We start from the raw sequence: 26665 nt of genomic DNA on the forward strand, positions 1-26665 counted from the left end.
AGTCCGCTCGGGGTACCGGACGATTTCTCGTCATGTTAACGCGATCTGCTCCACTGGCTCCGGCCCGTCGGCAGGCTGTGGGCAACCGCACGCGCGTACGACATCATCGGTGGATGACGGAGAGCGAAGAGCGGGAGAACACCGCAGAGGACGACGCGACGAAGGCGCGGGCCCGCCGCGCCGCGGCTCTGCGGGGCGCCGAGCGGATCCTGGGCGTGCACGGCCTCGACGCCACCATCGGTGAGCGCCTGACGGCCCTCACGGAGGCCGCGTGGTCGGTCGCCGACCCGGGCCAGACCAGCGATCTGTACGGCGACGGCATCGTCACCGACCTGGAGGAGCGCGTCGCGGGGCTCCTCGGCACGGAGGCGGCTGCCTACTTCCCCACCGGCACGATGGCGCAGCAGGTCGCGCTGCGCTGCTGGGCGGGCCGTACGGGCAACCCGACGGTCGCCCTGCACCCGATGGCACACCCGGAGCGGCACGAGCGCGGTGCCTTCGGCGCCCTGAGCGGCCTGCGCACCGTCCACCCGACGAGCGAGCCGCGGCTGCCGAACGCCGACGAGGTGCGCGACTTCGCCGAGCCCTTCGGCGCGCTGATGCTCGAACTGCCGCTCCGGGACGCCGGTTATGTCCTGCCCACCTGGGACGAGCTGGTCGCCGTCACCGAGGCGGCCAGGGAACGGGACGCCGTCGTGCACTTCGACGGAGCGCGCCTGTGGGAGTGCACCACCCACTTCGGGCGCTCCCTGGCCGAGATCGCCGATCTCGCCGACAGCGTGTACGTGTCGTTCTACAAGACCCTCGGCGGCCTCAGCGGAGCGGCGCTCGCCGGGCCCCGGTCGTTCGTCGAAGAGGCGAAGACCTGGCGCCACCGCTACGGCGGCCAGCTCTTCCAGCAGTTCCCCGCGGTGCTCTCGGCCCTGGTCGGCCTGGAGCGGGAGCTGCCGCGCGTGCCCGACTACGTGGCCCACGCGCGCGTGGTCGCCGAGGCGCTGCGCGAAGGGTTCGCCGAGGCCGGGGTGCCGTGGGTGCGGGTGCACCCCGAGGTGCCGCACACCCACGAGTTCCAGGTCTGGCTGCCGTACTCCTCGAAACGGCTCGACGAGGCGTCGGTGACGCAGGCCGAACAGACCCGGACGTCGCTGTTCCGGCGCTGGTGGGAGCAGGGTCCTCCGGGGCTTTCGGTCACCGAGGTCACGGTCTCCGCGCGCGGGCTCGAATGGACCGCCGACGACGTCCGCGCGGCCGTCGCGGACTTCGTGGCACGGATCCCCCCGGAGACCGCCGACGGGGACGCCTGAGCGGCGCCGCCCTACCTGCGTCCGTCGGAGGTCAGCCGGGTCAGCAGTCCGCCGCGCGGCGCTGCGGGTGGATCAGGCGGGCCAGGGCCGCCCGGATCCGGCCGTGCGCCGGGCGGCCGGCGATGACCGCGTGGAAGCGGCGGTAGTCGCGCAGCTCGCGGATGGCGCTCCAGTCGTGGACGCCCGGCGCCGGCGGGGCAGGCTCCCCGTGCAGGGAGGCGCGGTAGACATCCAGTGCGTACTGCTGATTGACGCTCATGACGTACCCCTCGCTGATCTTCTCATTGTCACGCCATGACCTGAAATGCGGCTATTCAGAGAGCTTTATTTGTTTTGCAGGGCTTTATTGGCGCTGCTCGACATTCATTGCTCTTTGCCGCTTCGGTCCGACCTAAGAAGACTCCGCCCGGCGGCCCCGCCCGGTCACGTCGATTGACGGGAGACGTCAATCGAGAACTCGGTTGTCGGACCCTGCGTGCACCATGGGGTCATGAGCGTGAGCATCGACATCAGCGGGCTGGCCCCGGAGCGGATCAGCGTCGTGCCCTCGCCCCTGTCCGAGCTGGGCATGGCGCTGCACGCGCTGGCCGAGCCCGCGCACCACCCGGGGCTCCAGGGCTGGACGACGGCGGTGTCCGCGCGCCTCGACCCCGGCCTCGCGGACCGGCTGTGCGAGGCGGACTTCCTGTGGCGGACGACGTTCTCGGACGTGTTCGCGCCGTTCGCCGGGATCCCGGGCCGGGCCGCCCTGCCCGGCGCCACTCTCGCCGAGGAGCTCGACCTCCTCGACAAGCTGACCGACCGTCAGTTCGTGGACGCGTCACTGGAGTTCACCTGCCAGAACAGCTACGCGCTGCGCGAGGCCAACCCGCTGGACGACTCGGACATGCACCGCCGCGCCCTGGACCTCGCGGCCACGCGCGGCCTGCCCCAGGTCCAGTTCACCCAGCGGCTCCTGGACGACCCGCCCGCGGTGCGCGCCTGGTTCCGAAGGCTCGTGGAGGACTGCGAGGAGGCGTTCTTCGCGGACATCTGGGCCCGCATCCACCATCAGCTGGCCGCCGACGCGCGGCACAAGACCGAGCTCCTGAGGCGCAAGGGCCTGGCCGAGGCGCTGACGGCGGTGTCGTCTGTCGTCACGCTCGACGAGCCGGCGAACCTGATCACGGTCGACAAGATCACCGTGGGCCGTACGACCACGGAGGACGGCGGCCTCGTTCTCGTGCCGACCAGCCTCGGCTGGCCGCACCTCATGGTGCTGCACCGCTTCGGATGGCAACCCGCGATCACGTATCCCGTCGGCTCACCCGGCCTCACCACACCGGCCACCGTCGAGCAGCTCACGCGCCGGATGACGGCCCTCGCGCATCCCGTACGCATGCGCCTGTGCCGCCACCTCGCCCGCGGCGCGTACACGACGAGCGAGCTCTCCGACGCGCACGGCATGACAGCGCCGGAGATATCCCGGCACCTGACCGTGCTCAAGAAGGCGGGCCTGATCACCACCCGCCGCCGGGGCCGCTACGTCCAGCACCAGCTGGATCTGACGGCCGTCGCCCGCCTGGGCAGCGACTTCATCGAGGGCGTACTGCGCTAGGGGTTGTCGTCCGGATCAGGCCCGACCCGCATGGGCCGTCAGGCTGCCCCGCCACCGGCCCGTACGATCCCCGTCTCGTAGGCGAGTACGACGACCTGGACGCGGTCGCGCAGGTTCAGCTTGGTGAGGATGCGGCCCACGTGCGTCTTCACCGTCGCCTCCGACAGGACGAGCCGGGCGGCGATCTCGCCGTTCGACAGGCCCTGCGCGACGAGGATCATGACCTCGCGCTCGCGCTCGGTCAGCCGGCCGAGCTCGGCGAGCTGCGGCTCCTTCCCGGAGCTGGGCAGCATCGGCGCGAAGCGGTCGAGCAGCCGCCGCGTCGTCGACGGCGCGACCACCGCGTCGCCGCTGTGCACGGACCGGATCGCGCCGAGCAGCTCGCCGGGCGGCACGTCCTTGAGCATGAACCCCGACGCCCCGGCCTTCAGGCCCGAGAAGGCGTACTCGTCGAGGTCGAACGTCGTCAGGATGAGCACCTTCGGCGGGTTGTCCTCCATGCAGATCCGCCGCGTCGTCTCCACACCGTCCAGCTTCGGCATGCGGACGTCCATCAGGACCACGTCGACCGCCGTGCCGCGCAGCACCTCAAGGGCCTCGACCCCGTCGCCCGCCTCGGCGACGACCTCCATGTCCGGCTGGGCTGCGAGCACCATCCGGAAACCGGTGCGCAGCAGCACCTGGTCGTCGACGAGCATCACGCGGATCGCCATGAAGGGGGTCCCTTTCGGTACGTGTACGGGGTCGGGTTCGGTACGTGTGCGGCGTCAGTGGGCGGGCTTGAGCGGCAGGAGCGCGCTGATCCGGAATCCGCCGCCGGGGCGCGGTCCCGCGTCGAGCGTCCCGCCGACCATACCGACGCGCTCCCGCATGCCGATGAGCCCGTGCCCGCGGCCGTCGGCGCCCCCGTCCTCATACAACTCGTGCGGGGCGCCCTTGCCGTCGTCCTCGACGAGCAGGCCGAGGCCGTCGTCGAAGTAGACGAGCCGGACGCTCGCGCCCGCGTTCGCACCGCCGTGCTTACGGGTGTTGGTGAGCGCCTCCTGCACGATGCGGTACGCGGTCAGCTCCACGCCGCTGGGCAGCGGGCGCGGGGTGCCCTCGACCTTGAAGTCGACGGGCAGGCCCGCGGTGCGCACCTGTTCTATCAGCTCGTCGAGCTGCTCGACGTCGGGCTGTGGCACGTACTCGCCGCTCTCCTGGTGCTCACCGGTGCGCAGCACTCCGAGGAGGCGCCGCATCTCGGCGAGCGCCTGCCGGCCGGTCCCGGAGATCGTCTCCAGGGCCTTCCTGGCCTGCTCGGGAGCGGTGTCCATGACGTACGCGGCGCCGTCCGCCTGCACCACCATCACCGACACGTTGTGCGCGACGACGTCGTGCAGTTCGCGTGCGATCCGGGCCCGCTCGGCGGCGACCGCGACCTTCGACTGGGCCTCGCGCTCCGTCTCCAGACGGGCGGCGCGCTCCTCCAGTTGCGCCAGGTAGGCGCGGCGCGTGCGGACGGAGTCACCGAGCACCCAGGCGAGGGCGAACGGCACCATCTGGAAGATGGTGATCAGCACGTTGCCCGCGCTGCTCGTCTCGTGCATCGGCCAGCGCAGCTGCGAGAGCGGCGCCGCGCACAGGCCTCCGACGAGCGCGAATCTGGACGCCCAGCGCGGGCTGTCCGCCGCCACGGTGTAGATGATCACCAGCATGGCGAAGTCGGCCGGCTGCACGCGGACGTTCGCGACGAGCTGGAAGACGCCCACGACGGCGATGAGGATCAGCATCCGCTCGGGAACACGCCTGCGCAGGGCGACGGCCAGGCTCAGCGCCAGGACGACGGGGATGCCCAGGAGGCGGGCGTCGCCCTGCATGTCCTGCTGCCCCGCGACCAGACTCATGCCGGAGACCCCGAGGAGGACGACAGCCCAGAAGCTGTCGACCCACGTCGGGTGTCGGCGGAAGAAGTCGTAGAGGCGCTGCACGTAACCCAGCGTAAAGAAGGGTGCAGTGTGCAGGGGTCAACCGGAGGTTCGATCCGAGTGCCACCGGCGTACTCCCCAAGGTGGAGGCCGCCCCCTCCCCTGCGCCGAGGGCCTGTCCGGCGGACCTTGCCGGGAACACGGGGTCCGGCACGCCTGCACAGACCATTCACGGCCACCCGATTCCGGCCCGACCCGCCGGACAGGCCCTAGCCTTTCGGCGTGAGGAACGAGCAGTGGGGTGCGGGGCGTGGGTGGCGCGAGGCGACGGAGGAGGCGCTGTACGGGCCCTGCGGCTTCTATCGCAAGCCCGAGGGACCCGCGGGGCATTTCCGCACTTCGGTGCATGCGTCGCCGCTGTTCGCCGGGGCCGTCGCGCGGCTTCTGTGCCGGGTGGACGAGGCGCTCGGGGCCCCGCCGGAGCTCGCCTTCGTCGACATGGGCGCGGGCCGCGGCGAGCTGGTGACGGGCGTCCTGGGGGCGCTGCCCGCCGACGTGGCGGCCCGCACGCGCGCGTACGCGGTGGAGCGGGCGGAGCGTCCCGCCGGCCTCGACCACCGCATCGAGTGGTGCGCACACCCCCCGAAGGGGGTCACCGGACTCCTCTTCGCGAACGAGTGGCTCGACAACGTCCCCCTGGACGTCGTCGAGGCCGACGCCTCCGGAGAGCCGCGCCCCGTCCTCGTACACCAGGACGGGACCGAGGAGCTCGGGGAGCCCATGGGCGACGGTCCGGAGGCGGACTGGCTGGCCCGGTGGTGGCCGCTCGCCGGTGAACCGGGGCTCCGCGCGGAGATCGGCCTCCCCAGGGACGCCGCCTGGGCCACGGCCGCGGGGACGCTGGAGCGCGGCGTGGCGGTCGCCGTCGACTACGCGCACTCCCGGGATGCCCGGCCGCCCTTCGGGACGCTCACGGGCTTCCGTGAGGGCCGTGAGATCCCGCCGGTGCCGGACGGCTCGTGCGACATCACGGCCCATGTGGCGCTCGACGCGTGCGCGCTCCCGGGCGCCCTGCTCCTCACGCAGCGCGCGGCCCTGCACGCCCTCGGGGTGAGCGGCGGCCGTCCGCCGCTGTCGCTCGCCTCCAGCGATCCGACGGCCTACGTGCGGGCCCTCTCCGGAGCCGGCGAGGCCGCCGAACTGACCGCTGCGGGCGGGCTCGGCGACTTCGGGTGGCTGGTGCAGCCGGTGGGCGTACGGGCGCGGGACCTGCTACTTGTCGATGTCGCCGACGACGAAGAACAGTGACCCGAGGATCGCCACCATGTCCGAGACGAGCGTGCCGGGCAGCAGCTCGGTGAGCGCCTGGATGTTGTTGTAGGAGGCGGACCGCAGCTTGAGCCGGTACGGCGTCTTCTCGCCCTTGCTGACCAGGTAGTAGCCGTTGATCCCCAGCGGGTTCTCGGTCCACGCGTACGTGTGGCCCTCGGGCGCCTTGAGTACCTTCGGGAGGCGCTGGTTGACGGGGCCGGGCGGCAGCTCGGCGAGCCGGTCCAGGCAGGCGTCGGCGAGGTCCAGGGCATTGTGGGTCTGCTCCAGGAGGACCTCGAAGCGGGCCAGGCAGTCGCCCTCGTTGCGCGTGACGACCTTCAGGGTGTCCTGGAGCTCCCCGTACGCGAGGTACGGCTCGTCGCGGCGCAGGTCGAAGTCGACTCCGGAGGCCCGGGCGATCGGACCGCTCACTCCGTAGGAGTGCACCGCCTCCGGGGACAGCACACCCACGTCGCGCGTGCGGCCGCGGAAGATCTCGTTGCCGAGGACCAGGTCGTCGTACACGCCCATGCGCGAGCGGACCGAGGCGACCGCCTCACGCGCGCGGGTGGTCCAGCCGGCCGGGACGTCCTCCTTGAGGCCGCCGACGCGGTTGAACATGTAGTGCATGCGGCCGCCGGACATCTCCTCCATGACGTTCTGGAGTTCCTCGCGCTCCCGGAAGGCATAGAACACCGGAGTGATTCCGCCCAGTTCGAGCGGGTACGAACCAAGGAACATCAGGTGGTTGAGGACCCGGTTCAGCTCCGCGAGCAGGGTGCGCAGCCACACAGCGCGCTCAGGGACCTCCATGCCGAGCATCCGCTCGACGGCGAGGACGACCCCGAGTTCGCTCGAGAAGGCGGAGAGCCAGTCGTGGCGGTTGGCCAGCATCACGATCTGCCGGTAGTCGCGGGCCTCGAAGAGCTTCTCCGCGCCGCGGTGCATATAGCCGATGACCGGCTCGGCCTGCTGGATGCGCTCGCCGTCGAGGACGAGGCGCAGGCGCAGCACCCCGTGCGTGGACGGGTGCTGCGGGCCGATGTTGAGCACCATGTCGGTGGTCTCGGCGGCGCCGCCGATGCCGACCGTCGTCTCCGTCGTGGGCGTCATGGGAACAGTGTCTCGTACGTAGGGTGGGTGCATGGAAACGGGGACTGAGGGGACGGCGCCTCCGAAGGCGGGAGCCGGGGCGGAGCCGGTCTGGACCGGGCTTCCCAGGGGGCTGCTGAAGGTGCGCAGGCTGCTGCTCGTGCTGTGGCTGGTGCCGCTGACGGTGGCGGTGGGGGTGCTGCTCGGAGTGTTCGCCGGCGGCGTGTGGGCGGCGTTCGCGCTGCTGCCGCTCGCCGGGCTGCTGTGGGGATGGCCGATGCTCGGGCGCAACTGGCGTTCGTGGCGCTACGCCGAGCGCGCCGACGACCTGCTGATCAGCCGGGGCGTCCTGTGGCGTGAGGAAACGATCGTGCCGTACGGGCGCATGCAGCTCGTCGAGGTCACATCGGGTCCGCTCGAGCGGAAGTTCGGGCTCGCGAGCCTTCAGCTGCACACGGCGGCCGCGGCAACCGACGCCACGATCCCCGGCCTGACGCCCGCCGAGGCCGAGCGCCTGCGCGACCGGCTCACCGAACTCGGCGAGGCCCGATCGGCGGGACTGTGACGGCCCCGGACGTCCACGACGGCGTACGGGACCAGGACACGACCGCCGAGGCCCTGGAGCGGCGCCTGCACCCGGTCACTCCGCTGCGCCGCGCCTGGGCGCCCGTCGCGATCGTCCTCGGCTGGGCGGTCCACGACCTGAACGAGGCGCAGCGCCGGCTCGCCCAGCTCACCGCGACCACCCTTCTCATCGGCATCGCCATACTGATCCCGGCCGCCGCCCTCTACGGGTTCCTGACCTGGTGGTTCACGCACTTCTCCGTCACGGACACCGAACTGCGCATCCGTACGGGCCTGTTGTTCCGCCGCACCGCCCACATCCGGCTCGACCGGATCCAGGCCGTGGACGTCACCCAGCCGCTGCTCGCCCGCTTCGTGGGCGTCGCCAAGCTCAAACTGGACGTCGTCGGCACGGACAAGAAGGACGAACTCGCCTATCTCGGCGAGCGGGAGGCCCGCGAGCTGCGTGCCGAACTGCTCGCCCGCGCCGCCGGGTTCGCGCCCGAGACCGTGCGGGACGTCGGCGAGGCACCGGCGGAGCAGATCCTGCACGTGCCGCCCCGCATGCTCGCCGTCGCGCTCCTGCTCACCGGCGGGCCCTGGGCGATGCTGCTCGCCGCGTTCGTCGTGCCGACCCTGCTGTGGTTCGCCACCCACAACCTGTGGACGGTGCTCGCGGTGGCCATCCCGCTCGTGGGCGGCGCGGGCACGAACAGCGTGGGCCGCTTCATCAAGGAGTACGACTGGACGGTGGGCGAGTCGCCGGACGGCCTGCGCATCGACCACGGTCTCCTCGACCGCGACCACGAGACGGTGCCGCCGGGGCGGGTGCAGACCGTTCGGATCGTGGAGCCGCTGCTGTGGCGGCGGCGCGGCTGGGTGCGCGTGGAACTGGCCGTGGCCGGCTCGGCGAACTCCGTGCTCGTGCCGGTCGCGCCGCGCGAGATCGCCCAGGGCGTGGTGGAGCGGGTGCTTCCGGGGGTGACGGTGCCCGGTGCCGAGGCGTTCACCCGGCCGCCGAAGCGCTCGGCGTGGTGCATGCCCGTGTGGTGGCGGGGCAACGGGCTCTCGACCACCGACGCCGTGTTCGCGTCCCGGCACGGACTGGTGCGGCGGCGGCTCGCCCTGGTGCCGCACGCGAAGGTGCAGAGCGTGCGGCTCACACAAGGGCCCTGGGAGCGGTTCCGGGGCGTGGCCGACGTCCATGTGGACACGGGCGCCGACAAGACGGTGACGGCCCGCCTGCGGGACGCCGGGGAGGCGGCGGAACTCCTGCGCTCCCAGGCCGACCGCTCACGCACGGGACGGAAGGTGGCACGGCCGGACCGCTGGATGGCTTCGTGAGGGCGACGGCATGACGATGGGGGCGGGCCTCGGTGTGTGACACACCGAGGCCCGCCCCCATTTACGTCATTTACGTCATACGTGCTGACGTCTCCGCCGCCGGAACCACGTCCCCGCCGCCGGAACTCAGGCCCGCATCGCCGATCGCAGCTCCGCCACGTCGATCTGTTCCGTCTCGTCGTGCGCGGTCAGGTCGATGACCTGGCTGACGCCCTCACCCGTGGTCGTGGCGTCGGCCTGCTTGAACTCGGCCTCCGCGTCCGCCTTGTGGAGCGCGAGCGCCTCCTCGCCGACGACGTCCGCGAGGTCCGTGTTCTGCACGGCCTCCAGGGCCGCGGGCGCCACGCCCTTCGTACCGAAGAAGTCGAATCCGCCCTCGACCAGGGGCCGCCGCACCGCCGCGGGCGGCACGACCGCCGCCGCGGCCGGGACGGTGAAGTGACCGGGGACGCCGGACGGCAGGGCGGCCACGTGCTCGTGCTCCTGTGCGCGGGCCGCCTCGGGCTTCCCCTGCGGCTCACCGCCCTCGGGTACCTCGGCCTTCGGGCCCTCGCCCCGCGGGGGGTTCGCGGCGCGCGCCATGCGGTCGAGCGCGGCGTTGGCCCGCAGATAGAGCACCGGGGACGTCACCGGTGCGCCGGCCGACGTGGCGCGCTGCGCCGGGACCAGCTCGGCGCCGGGTGCCGGGGAGGCGGCCGCGGGCAGCGCACGCGCCGGGGCCGAGGCCTCTATCGCGAGCTGCCTGCGGCCCTCCAGGGCAGTGGCCCGCTCCGTCTCCGCGGTCGCGTAGCGCCGCAGCAGAGCCGCGTGCTCGTTGCGCAGGGCCGCCAGCTCCGTGCGCTTGCCGCGCAGCTTCGCCTCCATCTTGAAGCGCAGCTCGCGCGACTCCTCGAGGTCGGTCTCGAGTTCGGCGACCCGCTCGTCGTGGTGCCACTCGTCGCTCGCCCGCGCCCGGTTCAGCTCGGCGACGCGCTTGCCCGCGAGCCGGTCCCAGCGGCGCATGACGACCGCGCCCACCACGGCGGCGCAGGCGGCGGCACCGGCCAGACCGCGCAGCACGAGGGGCTCCGCGGTCAGCCAGGCGCCGGCCGCGCAGACGAGCGGGACGCCTGCGATCGCCGAGGGGGGAAGCAGCCTGTGCAGGGGTGGGGAATGGCGGTGACGTCCACGTGGCATGGCCAGAAACTTACCGCGCGTAGGCGAATCGTGGTGCCCCGGCAGCCAAAATCCCGTGGTCTTCTGTCCGGTCACTCCCATATCACCCCTGAACTCGGCGCCTTTGCCGATCAGCTCCTCCGCGGACCGTTCAGTTCTTCAGGAGGCCCTTCGACTGGAGATACTCCTTGGCCACATCGGCTTCCTTCTGGCGTTCCGCGTCGACCTTCCGGTTGAGCTCGACGAGATCGTCGGTCGTCAGCGTCTTGGTCAGCTTCCCGAGTGCGGCGGCTATCTCCTTGTCGCCCGCGTCCTTGGTGTTCACAACCGGAACGATGTTGTCCGCGTTCTGGAGCTTCTTGTCGTCCTCCAGGAGCACCAGGCCGAAGTTCTTCAGCGTGGCGTCCGTGGTGGTCGTCAGGACCAGCTGGTCCTCACCGTTCTTGACGGCCTGCTTGGCCTGCGTGGTGCCGACGCCCTTGGGGTCGATCCCGCTGATCTTGATGCCGTACGTCTTCTCGAGACCCGGGGCGCAGAAGGGCCGCTTCTCGCATTCGTCACCGGCCGCGATCTTGACCTTCTGGCCGGACTTGCCGAGGTCCGAAAGGGTCTTGAGGCTGTGCTGCTTCGCGTAATCCGCGCTCACCGCGAAGGCGTTCTGGTCGACGGCCTCTCCGGCGTCGAGCACGGTCAGCCCTTCGGGCCCGGCGAGTCCGCGCAGCGCGGTGACCGTCGCATCAAGATCACTTGAGGCGACGGGCTTGGCGTCCGCGCCGTTCTTCTTGAGATTGAGGAATTCCGCGAGCGTCGCCGCGTATTCGGGAACGACGTCGATCGCGCCCTTGGCGAGCTGAGGCTCGTAGATCTCGCGGTTCTCGACGGTCTTGACCGAGGCGGAGTATCCGGCGTCGGCGAGAACCTGCTTGTACAGCTCTGCCATCACCTTCGACTCGGTGAACCCGGCGGCGCCGACGACGACCGTGCCCTTCTTGCCGCCGCCGGCCGAGCCCGAGTCGGCCTTGTCGCTCTTGCCACCCTCCAGGCTGTCCCCGCCGCACGCGGTGAGCCCGGTGGTGAGCGCGCCGACGGCGACCGCCGCCACGGCGATCCGTCGCGTTCTGCTGTTCATCGTTGTCCACCCAATCGAAAGCCGGAATGATCGAAAAGCCGTAACGAGATATCAAGTTGGCGTCCCGCCTGCCGGGGCGCCCGCCGGGGTTCGGCCCCGCCGCACCGCACCCGCCGGGATTCAGCCCGCCGCGCCGGAGCGGCCCTTCATCGGATTCAGAACCCGCCCCGCACCGGCCAGGACGCCCTCCACGAGCAGTGCGAGCAACGCCACCAGGACCGCACCGGCGACCACCTGAGGGGTGTCCTGGAGGTTGAACCCGGCCGTGATGATCCGCCCGAGCCCGCCCTTGCCGGCCATCGCGGCGAGCGTCGCCGTGGCGATCACCTGCACCGCCGCCAGCCGGATCCCGGTCATGACCATCGGGTACGCCAGCGGGAGCTCGACGCGCCGGAACACCTGCCCCCCGCTCATCCCCATCCCCCGCGCCGCCTCCACGACGGCCCGGTCGACCTCGCGCATCCCGATGTAGGCGTTGGTCAGCAGCGGGGGCACCGCGAACAGCACGAGCGCGATGAACGTCGGCAGGTCCCCGTGCCGGCCCAGCGGCGTCAGCGTGAGCAGGACGAGCACCGCGAGCGTGGGCACCGCGCGGCCCGCGTTCGAGATGTTGACCGCGAGGCCGCCGCCCTTGCCGATGTGCCCGAGCCACAGCGCGAGCGGCAGGGCGATCAGGCAGGACACGGCCAGAGTGGCACCGCTGAAGTACAGATGCTCGGCCAGGCGGTGCCACACCCCCTTGTCGCCCTGCCAGTTGGACCCCGTCGTCAGCCAGTCGTAGGCCCCCGATATCGCACTCATGCCGCCTGCGCCGCCTTCTCCGTACGTCGCTCCGCATCGCCGGAGCCGCCACCCGCGCGGTCCGGACTGCCAGAGCGGTCCGTGCGTCTGCGTGTTCGGGACGTCCCTGACGCGACGCGGGTCCAGGGGGTCAGCCACCGCTGGAAGCCGAGCAGCAGCAGATCGGCGCCCACGGCGAGGAGCACGCACAGCACGGACGCCGTGAGCACCTGGGCCTTGAAGTCGCTGTCGAGACCGTCCATGATCAGCGTGCCCAGGCCGCCGTAGTCGACGATCGCGCCGACCGTCGTCAGCGCGACCGTGGAGACCGTGGCGATCCGCACGCCCGCGAGTATCGCCGGCAGCGCCAGCGGCAGTTCGACCTCCCACAGCAGCCGGACCGGCCCGTACCCCATGCCGCGGGCCGCTTCTCTCGCCTCGTCCGGCACGGCCTGGAGGCCCGCCAGGAAGTTCCGCACCAGGATCGTCAGCGTGTAGAGGACGAGTCCGGTGATCACGAGCGAGGCGGAGAGCCCGAACAGCGGGAGCAGCAGCGAGAACATGGCCAGCGACGGGATCGTGTAGAGCACCGTCGTCAGACCGAGCACCGGGCCCGCGAAGGCGCGCCGGCGCCGGGCGAGGAGGGCCAGCGGGAAGGCGATCAGCACGCCGATCACGACGGAAGCGGCCGTGATGCCGATGTGCTGGACGACCGCGTCGACCAGCTCCTGCCTGCGGGTGCGCAGATATTCCCCGCACACCCACTCATTGGCCACCATGCAATTGGGACTGCTCACCCGCCCCGCCTCCCCCGAATCCCCGTACATATGTCTTGAAACCGCTCGCGCGAGCGCCTGATTCCGACTGCCGACGACCCTAGCCCCCACCACTGACAATCGCCGAGACCCCTCGTCACGACGCAACATGGCCTTCACACGGCGGCCGCCCACAGGCGGCGGCTGCCCGGCACAATGGGGACCCATGATCCGGTTCGAGCACGTCACCAAGCGCTACGCCGACGGGACAACGGCCGTCGACGACCTGTCCTTCGAGGTGAACGAGGGGGAACTCGTCACGCTCGTCGGCCCGTCGGGCTGCGGCAAGACCACCACGATGAAGATGGTCAACCGGCTCATCGAACCGAGCGAGGGTCGGATATTCCTTGACGGCGACGACATATCCGGCATCGACCCGGTCCAACTCCGGCGCCGCATCGGCTATGTGATCCAGCAGGTCGGCCTCTTCCCGCACAAGACGGTCCTCGACAACACGGCGACCGTCCCGCACCTCCTCGGCGTCAAGCGCGCCAAGGCCCGCGAGCGCGCCGCCGAACTCCTCGACCTCGTCGGCCTCGACCCGCGCACCTTCGGTGACCGGTACCCCGACCAGCTCTCCGGCGGTCAGCGCCAACGCGTCGGTGTGGCAAGGGCGTTGGCGGCGGATCCGCCCGTACTCCTGATGGACGAGCCGTTCGGCGCGGTCGACCCCGTCGTGCGCGAACACCTGCAGAACGAGTTCCTGCGCCTGCAGCAGGCCGTGCGCAAGACGGTCCTGTTCGTCACGCACGACATCGAGGAGGCCGTCCGGCTCGGCGACCGGATCGCCGTGTACGGGCAGGGCCGGATCGAGCAGTTCGACACCCCGCCGACCGTCCTGGGCGCGCCCGCGAACGAGTACGTGGCCGACTTCGTCGGCGCGGACCGCGGACTCAAGCGCCTGTCCGTCACGCCCATCGAGGAGAGCGACCTGGAGCAGCCGCCGGTCGTGCATCTCGACGACCCGCTGCCGGCGAAGCTCGACGCCCCCTGGGCGGTGGTCCTCGACGGCGACAACAACCTGCACGGCTGGATCTCCGCGGAGCACGCGCGCGTGCAGAGCGGCACGGTCCGCGAGCACGCCCGCCGCATGGAGGCGTGGCTGCCCGTCGGCGCCTCCCTCAAGCAGGCGTTCGCCACGATGCTCCAGCACGACGCGGGCTGGATCGCCGTCATCGACGAACGCAGCGAGGGGCGCTTCCTCGGCGTCCTCACCCCGGCGCGGCTGCACGAGGCGCTGCGCCGCTCCACGGCGGCGGACGCCCGGGACATCCCGCGCGCGGAGGTCGAACTGGAGACGGTGACGGGGGCCTGAGGGCGCATGAGCCCCGAAGCGTGAGGCCCCGCCGTCGGCGCCCCTACGCCGTGATGCGCTCGCTCAGCCACACCAGCGTGGCCGGGATCTCGCGGCGCCAGGTGTTGAAGTTGTGGCCGCCGCCGTCCAGGACGATCGACGAGATCCCGGTGGGCGGCTTCACCACGCGGATGAACCTCATCGTGTTCCCGTAGTTGCTCTCGCCGTGCTTGCTCGTGGTGACCAGCAACGACGTGGCGGGCGGCTTCCCGTGTTCCAGGGTCCACATCAGGTCGGCGCGCCGCTCCAGCGCCTCGTCGCCGTGGAACAGGTCGCCCGTGGTGGGGTCGGTCGGCGACTTGTAGTACGCGGACAGGCCCGCCCCCGCGCCGTAGACACGGGGGTGGTGGACGGCGAGCTTCAGGGCGCAGTAGCCGCCCGTGGAGTCGCCGACGATGCCCCAGCCGCCCGGCCTCCTGTTGACCCTGTAGTGCGCCGAGATGACCCGGGGCAGGTCCCTGGCGAAGAACGTCTCCGTCTGCGGGCCGCCCGGCACGTCCACGCACTCCGTGTCCCTCGGGGGCGCCACGGTCGGGCGCATCATCACCAGGATCATCGGCCGCATGGCGCCCGCCCTGGCCTGCTCGTGGGCGGTGGCCGGGTAGTGCAGTCCCTTGATGAGCGCCTCGGCGGTGCCGGGGTAGCCGGTCAGGACGACCGAGGCGGGGAAAGTGCGGGTCTTGTGGCGGCCCTTGAAGTATTCGGGCGGCAGATAGACGTACGCGGAGGTGGCGATGTGCGAGCGCTTCCCGACGATGTCGACCTTCTGGATCTGGCCGCCGACTTCGGGCCGTGAGCCGCCCCGCACGTTCACGGCCCGCGTGCCGAGCACCTGCAGTGGCCCCCGGGTGCCGACCGCTCCGAGGTCGGCCACCACGCCCTGGCCCCGCTCCCGCCCGAGGAGGTCGTCCCACGAGGCGTAGGACCCGAAGGCATGGTTGACGGCCAGTCCGGCCGAGAGGAACAGCGCGAGTTGCATCGCGAACAGCAGGCCCACCCGCCCGGCGACGGATCCCCAGGTGCGGCGCGCCAGGCGCGGCCACAGCCAGACCGTCCCGGCGAAGAGGAGCACGGCCAGAAAGACCGCAAGCGCAAGGACCTTGCTGCTCGTGAGACCCATCGTGCTGTACCCGCCTGCACTTTCTGGCTTACTGAACCTTTTCCGCCGGTTTACCTGGCCGAGTGAACCCGCCTCCCACAAGTCCCGTCCTAGAGGGCGCAATGTGACCGGATGCCGGAAATGGCACCGGCTTCGAGCTCTCTCGCGGAACCACGGGATGCGATGTCTGTCAGGATAGATGCCGATATGTCAGGCGGGGTTCCGGGCAGAAGGCAGCATCTGCGCCGGATACTGCGGGGCCCCCGGCCCGAGGCCGTCCCCACCCTGATCGCCCGCGCCTGCGTCCTCGTCGGACTCCTCGACATCGCGGCGGGCGCCTTCCCGCGGTTCCGGCACAGCCGCATGCATGAGCCGGCCGAGGTCCTGCCCGGCGCCCTCGGCCCGTTCGCGACCGCGCTCGCCATCAGTACGGGTGTCCTGCTGCTCCTCCTCGCGCACGGGCTGCGCCGCCACAAGCGGCGGGCCTGGCGCGCGGCCGTGGTGCTCCTGCCGCTCGGCGCGCTCGCGCAGTTCGCGTACCGGTACTCCCTGTTCGGTGCGCTGATCCCGCTCGTGCTTCTCACTCTGCTGCTGCGCCACCGGAGTGAGTTCGCGGCGCTGCCCGACCCGCGCAGCCGCTGGCGGGCGCTCGCGAACTTCGTGCTCATGGGCGCCGGTTCCATCGTCATCGGCCTCGCCGTCGTCAGCGCCCACCCCAAGAAGCTGGTGGGCGACCCGAGCCTGTCCGACCGTCTGGAACACGTCCTGTACGGCCTGTTAGGCATGGACGGACCCGTCGACTACGCGGGCCGCACCTCCTGGACCGTGGCGTGCTCGCTCGGCGCGCTCGGCCTGCTCACCGCGCTGACGACCATCTATCTGGCGTTCCGCCCCGAACACCCGGCCGCACGCCTCACCGAGGACGACGAGGCACGGCTGCGCACCCTCCTGGACAAGCACGGCGCCCACGACTCCCTCGGCCGTCTCGCGCTCCGCCACGACAAGGGGGTCGTCTTCTCGCCCAGCGGCAAGGCGGCCGTCTGCTACCGCGTCGTGTCGGGCGTGATGCTCGCGAGCGGCGACCCCGTCGGGGACGTGGAGGCGTGGCCCGGAGCCATCGAACGGTTCATGGACGAGGCCAAGGCCCACTCATGGACCCCCGCCGTCATGGGCTGCTCCGAGACGGGCGGCGAGGTCTGGACCCGTGAGACCGGCCTCGACGCACTCGAACCGGGCGACGAGGCGGTGGTGGACACCGCGGATTTCTCCCTGGCCGGGCGTGCGGTGCGCAACGTACGCCAGATGGCCAAGAGGATCGAGCGCAATGGCTACGAGACCCGGGTGCGGCGCATCCGTGACCTCGGCGACCAGGAACTGGAGCGGATCCGCCGCGCCGCCGACGACTGGCGCGGCACCGACACCGAACGCGGCTTCTTCATGTGGCGCTCGGCCGCCTCGGCGGCACGGCGGACAGCGACTGCCTGGTCGCCACAGCCCACAAGGCCGCCGACCCGGCCGGCCCGCACTGCGACCTGAAGGCCGTACTCCGCTTCGTTCCCTGGGGCACCGACGGCGTCTCCCTCGACCAGATGCGCCGAGACCGCGCCGCCGACCCCGGCATGAACGAACTCCTCATCGTGGCCGCCCTCCGCCCCGAAGCTCGGCATCACGCGGATATCGCTGAACTTCGCGATGGTCCGCGCGGCCCTCACGCGCGGCGACGAGATCGGCGCGGGCCCGGTCCTGCGGGCCTGGCGCGGACTGCTCGTCTTCCTGTCCTACTGGTTCCAGATCGAGTCGGTTTCCCGGTCAACGCGAAGTTCCGGCCGCGCCGGGAACCCCGCTTCGTGGTCCACCGCTCCTCGCGCGACCTGCCCCGGATCGGCTTCGCCGGCATGCAGGCGGAGGGCTTCGCGAACCTGGCCGTGCCGCGCCTCCGGCGGCGGCGCAGGGCCGGGCCCCGGCCCTGCGCACACGACACCGGGCACGACAGCTGGCACGACGGAAGCCGGCGCGAGGTGCGGGCCGCCTGAGGCCCGTCCGCAGTCCGGCCGTGGCACGGCCACCGGGCCGCCGGGCCTAGGCTTGAAGGCATGAGCACGTCGCAGGGCCGTCGCGGCCACGTCACAGGCCTTCCCGAATGGGACCGCTGCGCGGTCATGGGAGTCGTCAATGTGACGCCCGATTCCTTCTCCGACGGCGGCCGCTGGTTCGACACGACGGCCGCCGTGAAACACGGCCTCGACCTGGTCGCACAGGGCGCCGACCTGATAGACGTCGGCGGTGAGTCGACCCGCCCCGGCGCCACCCGCGTCGACGAGGACGAGGAGCTCAAGCGTGTCATCCCCGTCGTGCGGGGCCTGTCCTCCGAGGGCGTCGCCGTGTCCGTGGACACGATGCGCGCCTCGGTCGCCGAGCGCTCCCTGGCGGCCGGTGCCTCTCTCGTCAACGACGTCAGCGGCGGCCTCGCCGACCCGGCGATGATCCCCGCCGTCGCGGCGGCGGGCGCCCCCTTCGTCGTCATGCACTGGCGCGGCTTCCTGGAGGGAGGCAACGTCAAGGGCACGTACGAGGACGTGGTCTCCGAAGTCGTCGCCGAGCTCCACGCGCGCGTGGAGGCCGTCATCGAGGGCGGCATCGCCCCCGAGCGCATCGTCGTCGACCCGGGCCTCGGCTTCTCCAAGGAGGCCTCCCACGACCTGAAGCTCCTGGCCCACCTGAAGGAGCTGCGCGCGCTCGGCCACCCCCTGCTGGTCGCCGCGTCCCGTAAGCGGTTCCTCGGCCATGTCCTGGCCGGCGAGCAGGGCGCCCCGCCCCCGGCGCGCGAGCGCGACGCCGCCACGGCCGCCGTCTCCGCTATCGCGGCCCACCAGGGCGCCTGGGCCGTCCGCGTCCACGAGGTCCGCGCGACGGCCGACGCGGTCCGTGTCGCCCGCGCCGTAGAAGGAGCCCAGTGACCCCACCGAGGGAGCCCGACGAGCCGCGCGGTGCGGCAGGCCGGCGCACCGACGCGGAGGCCGTGGACAGCGCCAACCGCGCCTTCTACGAGGCTCTGGAGCGAGCCGACTTCGAACTGCTGACGGCGCTCTGGCTCGCCCCCGAGGACGTCTCGTACAGCGAGGAGTCCGACGAGGCCGAGGACACGTCCATCAGCTGCGTGCACCCCGGCTGGCCCGTGCTCACCGGCCGCGGCGAGGTTCTGCGCTCGTACGCGCTGATCATGGCGAACACCGAGTACATCCAGTTCTTCCTCACGGATGTGCACATCAGCATCGTCGCCGACACCGCTCTGATCACCTGCACCGAGAACATCCTCAGCGGCGGCCCGGCCCCCGCGGAGGGCGACGAACTCGGCCCGCTCGTCGGCCAGCGCGTCGTCGCCACGAATGTGTTCCGTCGCACACGTGACGGCTGGAAACTGTGGTCGCACCACGCGTCGCCCGTACTCGCCGAGTCCGAGACCGAGGGCGACGACGGCGAAGAAAGCGACGAGACACCCTCCTGAGTGGCTCCTGACGGGGTAGGCGGGTCCACGTGGGGCCCACGGGATTGCCGGAGCGCGCTGGTGGGTAGGGGCGGCTACCAGCGGTGGGCCGCCCTGTCCATAGCCCCCGCGGGCGAGCGCTGTCGGTGCCCGCAGGTAGATTCGATCGAGGCTGGTGTGCCGACCGCACTCGGTACGAACCCGCCGCTACCGACGATTGCAGGAGTGATTCGCGTGGATCGTGTCGCGCTGCGCGGCCTCAAGGCCCGCGGGCACCATGGCGTCTTCCCCAAGGAGCGCGAGGAAGGCCAGACCTTCATCGTGGACCTGGTGCTCGGACTGGACACACGCGCGGCCGCGGCCGACGACGACCTGGCGAAGACCGTGCACTACGGCATCGTGGCGGAGGAGGTCGTGGCCGTCGTCGAAGGCGATCCGGTCGATCTCATCGAGACGCTCGCCGAGCGCATCGCCGGGACGTGCCTGAAGCACGAAGGAGTCCTGGAGGTCGAGGTCTGCGTCCACAAGCCGGACGCCCCGATCACCGTCCCCTTCGACGATGTGACCGTCACCATCACCCGGAGCCGAGTATGACTGCATCTTTCACCGAGGGCCCCAGCGACCCGACCGTACAGCCGGTGCCCGCCTCCGTGGTGGAACAGGTGGACGCGGCCGACACCACACTCTCCAACCCCAAAAACGCGGTGATCGCCCTCGGCTCGAATCTGGGGAACCGCCTCGAGACGATCCAGGGCGCCATCGACGCCCTGGAGGACACCCCCGGCGTCCGCGTCAAGGCCGTCTCGCCCGTCTACGAGACCGAGCCGTGGGGCGTCGAGCCGGGCAGCCAGCCCGCGTATTTCAACGCGGTGATCGTGCTCCGCACGACCCTGCCCCCGTCCTCCCTCCTGGAGCGGGCGCACGCCGTCGAGGAGGCCTTCCACCGCGTCCGTGACGAGCGCTGGGGTGCCCGCACGATCGACGTCGACATCGTCACGTACGCCGACGTCGTCTCCGACGACCCGGTCCTCACGCTCCCTCACCCCCGCGCGCACCAGCGGGCCTTCGTCCTCGCCCCCTGGTTCGACGTGGAGCCCGAGGCGCAACTGCCGGGCCACGGACCCGTGGCCGAGCTGCTCGCCGCGGTCACCCGCGAAGGCGTCGCGCCGCGCGCCGACCTGGAACTCCAGCTGCCCGAATAGTCGTTAGGGTCATGCGGGCACACGAAGACAGCGCGGGGACTGAGGGGCGACCACCGGAATGAAGCAACTGCGCATCAGGACGTTGGCCGGCCTCTTCCTGGTCGCCGGTGTACTGAGCTGGGCGGGCGCCCGCCTGTGGGACTCGATCGGCACACTGCCGCGGGTCCCGCTGGCGGCGCCGATCGTCCTCGCCGTGATCGCCGTCATCCTGCTGGCGACCGCGCTCTCCATCCGGGCCCGGCTGCGCGCCCAGCGCGAGCGGAGCCCCGGCGCCAAGGGAGTCGACCCGCTGATGGCGGCCCGCGCCCTCGTCTTCGGCCAGGCCAGCGCGCTGGTGGCCGCGCTGGTCGCGGGGATGTACGGCGGCACGGGCGCGTTCCTGCTCGAACACCTCGATGTCCCGGCCCGCCGCGACCAGGCCATCTACGCCGGCTTCTCGGTCCTCACCGGCATCGCCGTGATAGCGGCCGCCCTCTTCCTGGAGCGCGTCTGCAAGCTCCCGGAGGACGACGACGAGGACCACGGCGGGGCCGCGCCGGCGGCCTGACCAGCCGGGGCCGGCCGCGCGCCTGCCGGGGCTCAGCGCGCGATGATGAGGCTCATCGCCTCGTTGCGCGTCGCCGGGTCGCGCAGCTGGCCGCGCACCGCGGACGTGATGGTCTTCGCGCCCTGCTTGCGCACCCCGCGCATCGTCATGCACATGTGCTCGCACTCGACGACCACGATCACGCCGCGCGGCTCCAGGATCTGCATCAGGGAGTCGGCGATCTGCGTGGTCAGACGCTCCTGCACCTGCGGGCGCCGGGCGAAGACGTCCACGAGGCGGGCCAGCTTCGACAGGCCGGTGATCTTGCCGTCGCTCGACGGGATGTAGCCGACGTGGGCGACGCCGACGAACGGCACCAGATGGTGCTCACAGCTGCTCTGGACCTCGATGTCCTTCACCAGGACCATCTCGTCGTGACCGAGGTCGAACGTCGTCGTCAGAACGTCCTCGGGCTTCTGCCACAGCCCCCCGAATATCTCCTTGTACGCCCGCGCCACCCGCGCCGGCGTCTCCTTGAGGCCCTCGCGGTCCGGGTCCTCACCGACAGCGATGAGCAGCTCACGCACGGCGTTCTCGGCCCGCTTCTCGTCGAACTCGCCGATCGGACCCTCTCCGTCCAGCGTCACCGGGTCGGTCATCTGTGCCTCTTCCTTGAACAAAGAACCGCGTCCCCCACACCGTAAGGCGTGGGGGACGCGGTTATCCATTCCGGGGTGATCAGGCCTCGGGGCTGTCCGTAGGAGCGATGTCCAGCCCGGACTCGACGCCCGTTGCCGCGCCGTTCGAACCGTTCGTCAGTGACAGCTCCCTGGGGGAGAGCACTGGCGGGCGGGTCGACGGAGTGCGGCGGGAGGAGCCGGTCCACGCGGGGCGGGCCGGACGCTTCACGATCGGAGCGAAGATCTCGGCGATCTGCTCCTTGTTCAGCGTTTCCTTCTCCAGGAGCTGGAGTACCAGCTGGTCGAGGACGTCGCGGTTCTCGACCAGGATCTCCCAGGCCTCGTTGTGCGCGTTCTCGATGAGCTTCTTGACCTCTTCGTCGACGAGCGCGGCGACCTCTTCCGAGTAGTCGCGCGGGTGCGACATCTCCCGGCCCAGGAAGGGCTCGGTGTTGTCGCCGCCGAACTTGATCGCGCCGAGCCGCTCGGTCATGCCGTACTGCGTGACCATGGCCCGCGCGGTCGTGGTCGCCTTCTCGATGTCGTTCGCCGCGCCCGTGGTCGGGTCGTGGAAGACCAGCTCCTCGGCCGCGCGCCCGCCCAGCATGTAGGCGAGCTGGTCGAGCATCTCGTTGCGCGTGGTGGAGTACTTGTCCTCGTCGGGCAGGACCATCGTGTAACCGAGGGCCCGTCCACGGGACAGGATCGTGATCTTGTGCACCGGGTCGGAGTTGGGCGAAGCCGCCGCGACCAGGGCGTGTCCGCCCTCGTGGTACGCGGTGATCTTCTTCTCCTTGTCGGACATGATCCGGGTCCGCTTCTGCGGGCCCGCCACTACGCGGTCGATCGCCTCGTCCAGCATCGAGTTGTCGACGAGCTTGAGGTCGCTGCGCGCCGTGAGGAGCGCCGCTTCGTTCAGCACGTTCGCCAGGTCGGCGCCGGTGAAGCCCGGGGTACGCCGGGCGACGGCGGACAGATCGACATCGGGTGCGACCGGCTTGCCCTTCTGGTGAACCTTGAGGATCTCCAGACGGCCCTGCATGTCCGGGCGGTCGACCGCGATCTGCCGGTCGAAACGTCCCGGGCGCAGCAGTGCCGGGTCGAGGATGTCGGGCCGGTTCGTGGCGGCGATCAGGATGACGCCGCCCTTCACGTCGAAGCCGTCCATCTCGACGAGCAGCTGGTTGAGCGTCTGCTCGCGCTCGTCGTGACCGCCGCCGAGACCCGCACCGCGGTGCCGGCCGACGGCGTCGATCTCGTCGACGAAGACGATCGCCGGGGCGTTCGCCTTGGCCTGCTCGAACAGGTCACGGACTCGGGAGGCACCGACACCGACGAACATCTCGACGAAGTCGGAACCCGAGATCGAGTAGAAGGGGACCCCCGCCTCACCGGCGACGGCGCGCGCGAGCAGCGTCTTACCGGTTCCGGGCGGGCCGTAGAGCAGCACACCCTTGGGGATCTTGGCGCCGACGGCCTGGAACTTCGCCGGCTCCTGGAGGAACTCCTTGATCTCGTGGAGCTCCTCGACGGCCTCGTCCGAGCCCGCCACATCGGCGAACGTCGTCTTCGGGGTGTCCTTGGTGATGAGCTTCGCCTTGGACTTCCCGAACTGCATGACTCGGGAGCCGCCGCCCTGCATCTGATTCATCAGGAACAGGAAGACGACGACGATCAGGACGAAGGGGAGCAGGGAGAGCAGGATCCCCACGAAGGCGTTCTGCTTCGTCGGGGCGACGGTGTACCCGTCGGGGATCTGCTTGTCCTCGAACTTGGCCTGCAGATCCTTGGCCACATCGACGCCCTGGTCGCCGATGTAGCTCGCCTGGATCTTGCTGCTGCCCTGGACCTTCTGGCCGTTCTTGAGCTCGACCTTGATGTTGTTTTCGTCGCCGGTGGTCAGCTTGGCCGACTGCACCTTGTTGTCGTTGATGGCCTGAATGACCTGGCCGGTGTCCACCGTCTTGTAGCCACCGGACGAACCGACGACCTGCATCAACACGACCACGGCAAGGACGGCCAGCACGATCCACATGACCGGCCCACGGAAGTATCGCTTCACGTCCATCCATACGGAGCGATGACGCCCCGTCCCTCCTGCCATAGTGAGTTTGATAAAGGCTGTTTTGAAGACTGTCCTTCGGACGGTACCCCAGCATTGTCACCCGAAGCCGCAGGGGACGACTGGGAATCTCGCCCACGCATGCTCCAACGGCGGGAAACCCGCAGGGGTTCCCGACCGTCTCACATCGCTTCGGCGACGGTTCAGCCGCCGTAGACGTGCGGAGCCAGAGTGCCGACGAACGGCAGGTTCCGGTACTTCTCCGCGTAGTCCAGGCCGTACCCGACGACGAACTCGTTCGGGATCTCGAACCCGGTCCACTTCACGTCGATGGCCACCTTCGCCGCCTCCGGCTTGCGCAGCAGCGTGCAGACCTCGAGGCTCGCGGGCTCGCGGGTGCCGAGGTTGGTGAGCAGCCACGACAGCGTCAGGCCGGAGTCGATGATGTCCTCGACGATCAGGACGTGCCTGCCCTTGATGTCGGTGTCGAGGTCCTTGAGGATCCGCACGACGCCGGACGACTGGGTGCCCGCGCCGTACGAGGACACCGCCATCCAGTCCATCGTGACGGGGGTGGACAGCGCACGCGCCAGGTCCGCCATGACCATCACGGCGCCCTTGAGGACACCGACGATCAGCAGGTCCTTGCCCGCGTATTCCGCATCGATCTTCGCGGCCAGCTCAGCCAGCTTCGCGTCGATCTCTTCCTTGGTGATGAGCACCGACTGGAGGTCGGTGCCCATGTCTTTCGCGTCCACCCGCATCACTTTCGGTCGTCCCACCGGCCGCTCAAGGACTCTCGTCCCGCGTCAGCCTTGCCGGATGACCAGTCTGCCACCCTGCCGCTGAGCCACGACCTTGCCGGGGAGGTTGATCTCCCCCTGGCCGCGCCAGCCGGTGATCAGACGGTCGACCTCTTCGATGTGCCGGGCGAACAGAGCACCCGCCGGAGCGCCGGCCTCGATGGCCGCGCGGCGCAGTACACGGCGGCGTACGGCGGGCGGCAGCGCGTAGAGCTTGGCGCACTCCAGGAGCCCTGCGGGGTCCCGCACCATGGCTTCGGCCTGCGCGGCCCACGTGTCCAGGGCGTCGGCGTCGTCCCGGGACAACTGGGCCGTACGGGCGAGCGCCTCGACGACACCCTTGCCCAGCGCCTTCTCCAGGGCGGGCAGCCCCTCGTGGCGCAGCCGGGAGCGCGTGTACGCCGGATCGGTGTTGTGGGGGTCGTCCCAGACGGGCAGTGACTGGGCCATGCACGCCTTGCGGGCGGTCTGGCGGTCGAGGCGGAGGAAGGGCCTGCGGTAACGGCCGCCGACCCCCGAGGTCGCGGCCATTCCCGACAGGGAGCGGATACCGGAGCCGCGGGCGAGGCCGAGCAGGACCGTCTCTGCCTGGTCGTCGCGGGTGTGGCCGAGCAGGATCGCGGCGGCGCCGTGGTGGTCCGCGGCGGCGTCGAGCGCGGCGTATCTGGCGTCCCTCGCCGCGGCTTCGGGTCCGCCGTCGCGGCCGACGTGCACGGCCGCGGACTCGACGGGGTCGAGGCGCAGGGCGGTGAGCCGCGCGACGACTTCGGCGGCGCGGAGATCGGAGCCGGGCTGCAGACCGTGGTCGACGGTCACGCCACCGGCGCGGATGCCGAGCTTGGGGGCCTCGAAGGCGAGGGCGGAGGCGAGCGCCATGGAGTCGGCGCCGCCGGAGCAGGCGACAAGCACCAGGGGCGGGGTGCGCGGGGCTTCTGGCGCCGGGTGGGGGGCGCTGTGATCGTTGAGTACGTCGTGGAGTACGCGGCGGACCGCCAGGCGTATCGCCGCGACCGCAGGATGGGGACCCATGTCCGGTTCCCTTCATGAAGTTTCCGGTGGGGGTGTGGCTCGGACCAGTCACTCAACAGCGACTCGTCGATTTCAGTCACTCAGAGTGCGTCGATCGTGACAGAGCCGAGCCGTTCCCCGAGCATTGCACGCCTACCCACGGCCTACGGTCCCTCGGATGGGTGATTACGGGGGCGTTCTCCTGCCGTTGGCCGTATTTGTTTCACGACCCTGCCTTACGGTGCACCTTCGGACTTGCGGTGCACCCGCGCGACCCAGTCCGCCGGTTTGGCGATCTCCGCCTTGGTGGGGAGCGTGTTCGGCGATGTCCATACGCGATTGAATCCGTCCATACCCACCTCGTTCACCACGGCCCTGACGAATCGCTCGCCGTCGCGGTACTGGCGCAGCTTCGCGTCGAGGCCCAGGAGCTTGCGCAGCGCCAGGTCCAGGCGGGACGCGCCCTTCTGGCGGCGCTCCTTGAACTTCTCCCTGATCTCGCCCACCGACGGCACCACCGCGGGCCCGACCCCGTCCATCACGAAGTCCGCGTGCCCTTCGAGCAGTGACATCACGGCCGTGAGCCGGGCGAGGATCTCGCGCTGGGCCGGCGACTGCACGAGCTCGACCAGGGAACGGCCCCCGTCGTCGCCCTCGCCCTGCTCGCCCTCGGGGCGCGCGCCCGCCAGGGACTGGGCGGCCTCGCGGATGCGCTCCAGGAACGTCATGGGGTCGACATCGGTCTCGGCGAGGAATGACTGGATCTCGCCCTCGAGGTGGTCGCGCAGCCAGGGCACGGCCGTGAACTGCGTGCGGTGCGTCTCCTCGTGCAGGCACACCCAGAGCCTGAAGTCGTGCGGGTTCACATCGAGTTCGCGCTCCACGTGCACGATGTTCGGCGCGACGAGGAGCAGTCTTCCGCCGCCGTTCGGCGCGGCCGGCAGGTCTCGCGTGGCAGGGGCGAAGGTCTCGTACTGCCCGAGGACTCGGGAGGACATGAAGGACAGCAGCATCCCGAGCTCGACGCCCGTGACCTTGCCGCCCACGGCGCCGAGGACCGCTCCGCCGGGGCCGGAGCCGCGCCGCTCCTCCATCTTGTCCAGGAGGGGCTTGAGGAGTTCCCTGAACCCCGCCACGTTCGCCCGGACCCAGCCGGGGCGGTCGACGACGAGGACAGGCGTGTCGTGCACCTCGTCGGTGGCCATCCGCGTGAACCCGCGGACATGTTCCTCGGAGGCCTTGGCGTGGCGGCGCAGCTCCGCGACGATCGCCCGCGCCTCGTCCCGGCTCACCTCCGGGCCCGGCCGCACGAGTCGGGTCGCGGTCGCCACCGCGAGATTCCAGTCGACCATCCCAGAAGCGCCACCGATGCTCGTCATGCGTCAACCGTACGTGCTCGGGTCCTGGTGCACAGGGGCTTGGCCCCGGACGGCGCCCGGGTTGTGCCCC

At 70.8% G+C, this 26665-nt stretch carries 25 protein-coding genes and 1 pseudogene; 12 read left to right on the top strand and 14 right to left on the bottom strand.

Translation table 11 applies throughout. From position 1 onward, the window contains the following. Positions 1–113 precede the first annotated feature (113 nt). A complete protein-coding gene (locus OG698_RS22365; protein WP_406104954.1) occupies positions 114–1304 on the top strand; it encodes a threonine aldolase family protein in 1191 nt (396 codons plus the stop codon). 40 nt (positions 1305–1344) lie between these two features. Here the strand turns inward: OG698_RS22365 and OG698_RS22370 are convergent, their stop codons facing one another. Then, a complete protein-coding gene (locus OG698_RS22370; RefSeq protein WP_399983429.1) occupies positions 1345–1563 on the bottom strand; it encodes a hypothetical protein in 219 nt (72 codons plus the stop codon). A 231-nt stretch (positions 1564–1794) separates the two neighbouring features. On the opposite strand from OG698_RS22370, the gene OG698_RS22375 reads away from it, so the two are divergent. Continuing rightward, the gene (locus tag OG698_RS22375) at positions 1795–2901 is read left to right on the top strand and encodes a DUF5937 family protein (protein WP_406104956.1); all 1107 of its coding nucleotides are present in this window, start codon (positions 1795–1797) and stop codon (positions 2899–2901) included. Between the two features lie 38 nt (positions 2902–2939). Here OG698_RS22375 and OG698_RS22380 read toward each other — a convergent pair whose 3' ends face one another. Both OG698_RS22380 and OG698_RS22385 read right to left on the bottom strand, forming a co-directional pair. Beyond that, complete coding sequence (locus OG698_RS22380; protein WP_406104958.1) at positions 2940–3614, bottom strand: response regulator; 675 nt, start codon at positions 3612–3614, stop codon at positions 2940–2942. A gap of 54 nt (positions 3615–3668) precedes the next feature. Further along, the gene (locus OG698_RS22385; RefSeq protein ID WP_329571561.1) at positions 3669–4871 is read right to left on the bottom strand and encodes a sensor histidine kinase; all 1203 of its coding nucleotides are present in this window, start codon (positions 4869–4871) and stop codon (positions 3669–3671) included. Positions 4872–5090: 219 nt separating this feature from the next. Here OG698_RS22385 and OG698_RS22390 point away from each other — a divergent pair, with 219 nt between their 5' ends. After that, positions 5091–6116: an SAM-dependent methyltransferase gene (locus OG698_RS22390; RefSeq protein WP_406104960.1), complete on the top strand. Its 1026-nt coding sequence runs from the start codon at positions 5091–5093 to the stop codon at positions 6114–6116. On the opposite strand, the gene OG698_RS22395 is transcribed toward OG698_RS22390, so the two are convergent. Beyond that, the gene (locus tag OG698_RS22395) at positions 6081–7232 is read right to left on the bottom strand and encodes an NADH-quinone oxidoreductase subunit D (protein WP_399983417.1); all 1152 of its coding nucleotides are present in this window, start codon (positions 7230–7232) and stop codon (positions 6081–6083) included. The genes OG698_RS22390 and OG698_RS22395 overlap by 36 nt on opposite strands. Before the next feature lie 31 nt (positions 7233–7263). Here OG698_RS22395 and OG698_RS22400 point away from each other — a divergent pair, with 31 nt between their 5' ends. Together OG698_RS22400 and OG698_RS22405 are read left to right on the top strand one after the other, a co-directional pair. Beyond that, positions 7264–7776 (top strand): PH domain-containing protein, encoded by a 513-nt coding sequence (locus tag OG698_RS22400; protein WP_406104962.1) that lies wholly within the window; start codon positions 7264–7266, stop codon positions 7774–7776. Beyond that, a complete protein-coding gene (locus tag OG698_RS22405) occupies positions 7773–9119 on the top strand; it encodes a PH domain-containing protein (RefSeq protein ID WP_406104963.1) in 1347 nt (448 codons plus the stop codon). Before OG698_RS22400 ends, OG698_RS22405 begins: the two co-directional genes overlap by 4 nt. Before the next feature lie 126 nt (positions 9120–9245). On the opposite strand, the gene OG698_RS22410 is transcribed toward OG698_RS22405, so the two are convergent. From OG698_RS22410 to OG698_RS22425, 4 genes are all read right to left on the bottom strand, one after another. Continuing rightward, on the bottom strand, positions 9246–10295 hold the full coding sequence (locus OG698_RS22410; RefSeq protein ID WP_406104964.1) for a hypothetical protein: 1050 nt from the start codon (positions 10293–10295) through the stop codon (positions 9246–9248). 130 nt (positions 10296–10425) lie between these two features. Then, the gene (locus OG698_RS22415) at positions 10426–11403 is read right to left on the bottom strand and encodes an ABC transporter substrate-binding protein (protein ID WP_406104966.1); all 978 of its coding nucleotides are present in this window, start codon (positions 11401–11403) and stop codon (positions 10426–10428) included. Between the two features lie 120 nt (positions 11404–11523). After that, the gene (locus tag OG698_RS22420) at positions 11524–12204 is read right to left on the bottom strand and encodes an ABC transporter permease (protein WP_406104968.1); all 681 of its coding nucleotides are present in this window, start codon (positions 12202–12204) and stop codon (positions 11524–11526) included. Further along, the gene (locus OG698_RS22425) at positions 12201–12980 is read right to left on the bottom strand and encodes an ABC transporter permease (protein ID WP_406104970.1); all 780 of its coding nucleotides are present in this window, start codon (positions 12978–12980) and stop codon (positions 12201–12203) included. Before OG698_RS22425 ends, OG698_RS22420 begins: the two co-directional genes overlap by 4 nt. A 184-nt stretch (positions 12981–13164) precedes the next feature. Here OG698_RS22425 and OG698_RS22430 point away from each other — a divergent pair, with 184 nt between their 5' ends. Beyond that, complete coding sequence (locus tag OG698_RS22430) at positions 13165–14313, top strand: ABC transporter ATP-binding protein (protein WP_406104972.1); 1149 nt, start codon at positions 13165–13167, stop codon at positions 14311–14313. Positions 14314–14356: 43 nt separating this feature from the next. Here the strand turns inward: OG698_RS22430 and OG698_RS22435 are convergent, their stop codons facing one another. Beyond that, positions 14357–15472: an alpha/beta hydrolase gene (locus OG698_RS22435; RefSeq protein ID WP_406104974.1), complete on the bottom strand. Its 1116-nt coding sequence runs from the start codon at positions 15470–15472 to the stop codon at positions 14357–14359. A 186-nt stretch (positions 15473–15658) separates the two neighbouring features. Here OG698_RS22435 and OG698_RS22440 point away from each other — a divergent pair. From OG698_RS22440 to OG698_RS22465, 6 genes and pseudogenes are all read left to right on the top strand, one after another. After that, positions 15659–17484: pseudogene (locus tag OG698_RS22440) on the top strand (phosphatidylglycerol lysyltransferase domain-containing protein). A gap of 60 nt (positions 17485–17544) precedes the next feature. After that, the gene (folP, locus tag OG698_RS22445) at positions 17545–18408 is read left to right on the top strand and encodes a dihydropteroate synthase (RefSeq protein ID WP_406104976.1); all 864 of its coding nucleotides are present in this window, start codon (positions 17545–17547) and stop codon (positions 18406–18408) included. Continuing rightward, positions 18405–18956, top strand: coding sequence for a nuclear transport factor 2 family protein (locus tag OG698_RS22450; RefSeq protein WP_326774700.1), 552 nt, complete (start codon positions 18405–18407; stop codon positions 18954–18956). The genes folP and OG698_RS22450 overlap by 4 nt, the downstream gene beginning before the upstream one ends. Before the next feature lie 213 nt (positions 18957–19169). Then, a complete protein-coding gene (gene folB, locus OG698_RS22455) occupies positions 19170–19529 on the top strand; it encodes a dihydroneopterin aldolase (protein ID WP_116511517.1) in 360 nt (119 codons plus the stop codon). Further along, a complete protein-coding gene (folK, locus tag OG698_RS22460) occupies positions 19526–20137 on the top strand; it encodes a 2-amino-4-hydroxy-6-hydroxymethyldihydropteridine diphosphokinase (RefSeq protein WP_100597708.1) in 612 nt (203 codons plus the stop codon). The genes folB and folK overlap by 4 nt, the downstream gene beginning before the upstream one ends. Positions 20138–20195: 58 nt before the next feature. Then, positions 20196–20684 (top strand): DUF3180 domain-containing protein, encoded by a 489-nt coding sequence (locus OG698_RS22465; protein WP_100597707.1) that lies wholly within the window; start codon positions 20196–20198, stop codon positions 20682–20684. Between the two features lie 32 nt (positions 20685–20716). On the opposite strand, the gene folE is transcribed toward OG698_RS22465, so the two are convergent. The 5 genes from folE to OG698_RS22490 form a co-directional block, all read right to left on the bottom strand. After that, entirely contained in the window at positions 20717–21322 is a 606-nt protein-coding gene (gene folE, locus OG698_RS22470) for a GTP cyclohydrolase I FolE (protein ID WP_406104978.1), read from the bottom strand. Between the two features lie 79 nt (positions 21323–21401). Beyond that, positions 21402–23411 carry an ATP-dependent zinc metalloprotease FtsH gene (ftsH, locus tag OG698_RS22475; RefSeq protein WP_383095699.1) on the bottom strand — a complete coding sequence of 670 codons (2010 nt, stop codon included), beginning with the start codon at positions 23409–23411 and terminating at the stop codon, positions 21402–21404. A 197-nt stretch (positions 23412–23608) separates the two neighbouring features. Continuing rightward, positions 23609–24169 (bottom strand): hypoxanthine phosphoribosyltransferase, encoded by a 561-nt coding sequence (gene hpt / locus OG698_RS22480; protein WP_100597704.1) that lies wholly within the window; start codon positions 24167–24169, stop codon positions 23609–23611. A gap of 45 nt (positions 24170–24214) precedes the next feature. Continuing rightward, complete coding sequence (gene tilS, locus OG698_RS22485) at positions 24215–25237, bottom strand: tRNA lysidine(34) synthetase TilS (RefSeq protein WP_399968658.1); 1023 nt, start codon at positions 25235–25237, stop codon at positions 24215–24217. A gap of 215 nt (positions 25238–25452) precedes the next feature. After that, positions 25453–26595, bottom strand: coding sequence for a zinc-dependent metalloprotease (locus tag OG698_RS22490; protein WP_399968660.1), 1143 nt, complete (start codon positions 26593–26595; stop codon positions 25453–25455). Positions 26596–26665 lie beyond the last annotated feature (70 nt).

Source organism: Streptomyces sp. NBC_01003, from assembly GCF_045162695.1.
Classification (GTDB): Bacteria; Actinomycetota; Actinomycetes; order Streptomycetales; family Streptomycetaceae; genus Streptomyces.